General features: G+C 60.1%; 1 protein-coding gene. It reads left to right on the top strand.

The genetic code is table 11. From position 1 onward, the window contains the following. Positions 1–47 precede the first annotated feature (47 nt). On the top strand, positions 48–1,048 hold a 1,001-nt coding region (locus NW815_RS12305; protein WP_414416072.1), incomplete at its 3' end, for an ArsA family ATPase.

A 1,048-nucleotide genomic window follows, 5' to 3' on the forward strand; every position in this document is an offset into this window, starting at 1 on the left:
AGCAGTGTTCAGCGTAAATGTATCAGCATTCCTGCCATCCTCTGCTCTTGGCTTCCCAACGCCTCTTGCTGTTCAGCGGCAAGGGAGGAGTGGGCAAAACAACCTTGACCTGCGCGCTGGCTCGCCAACTGGCCCAGGTGGATCCCCAGCGCCGTCTGCTCCTGATGTCCACAGATCCCGCCCACTCGTTGGGGGACGTGCTGCAAATCTCGGTTACGGATGTGGCCCAACCCTTGCCGGATCGCCCCAATTTACAGGTGCGGGCTTTGCAGGCGGAGATTTTGCTGCGGTCTTTTCGGCAAACCTATGGGCCGGCCCTGGAGCTCATTGCCGAGCGGGGCAGTTGGTTTGGCCGAGAGGATCTGCTGCCGATCTGGGATTTGGCGTGGCCGGGGGTGGATGAGCTGATGGCGATTCTGGAGGTCAACCGGCTGCTGGCGAGGGAGGAGGTGGATACGGTCATCCTGGATACGGCCCCCACCGGGCATACCCTGCGGCTGTTGGAGCTGCCCGACTTTTTAGATAATCTTCTGGCTGTGTTTGCCACCTTTCAGGCCAAGCATCGGGAGATCGCCCAAGCCCTGACAGGCACCTATCGACCGGATGAGGCGGACGCATTTTTAGCCCAGTTGCAGGGGGAACTTGAGGGGGGCAAAGCCCGCTTGACCAATCCGGAGAGCACCTCTGCTTGGCTGGTGATGATCCCGGAGCAGTTGAGCGTGGCGGAAACCCGCCGCTTTTGTCAGCAACTGCAAAGCCGCCGCGTGCCCATCGGCGGCCTTCTGGTCAATCAGGTGCTGTTTCTAGGAGAAAATACCAGTCAATCCTCACTGCCCACCGCTCTCCCCTCTTCCCTCTACTCGGCGCGGCAACAGGAACAGCGGCGTGTGCTCAAAGCCCTACAGGAGGAGCTGCCCGGATATCCTATCTGGATCTGTCCCTATCAACTGCAGGAGCCAATTGGGTTAGCGGCCCTAGATGGGCTGGTGCAGCAGCTTCGCCCCTTGCCAGAGGTGCTGCTGGAGTTGGAAGGGATCCCAGAGCAAAA

This window comes from Synechococcus sp. R6-7, from assembly GCF_047461695.1.
Lineage (GTDB): Bacteria > Cyanobacteriota > Cyanobacteriia > Thermostichales > Thermostichaceae > Thermostichus.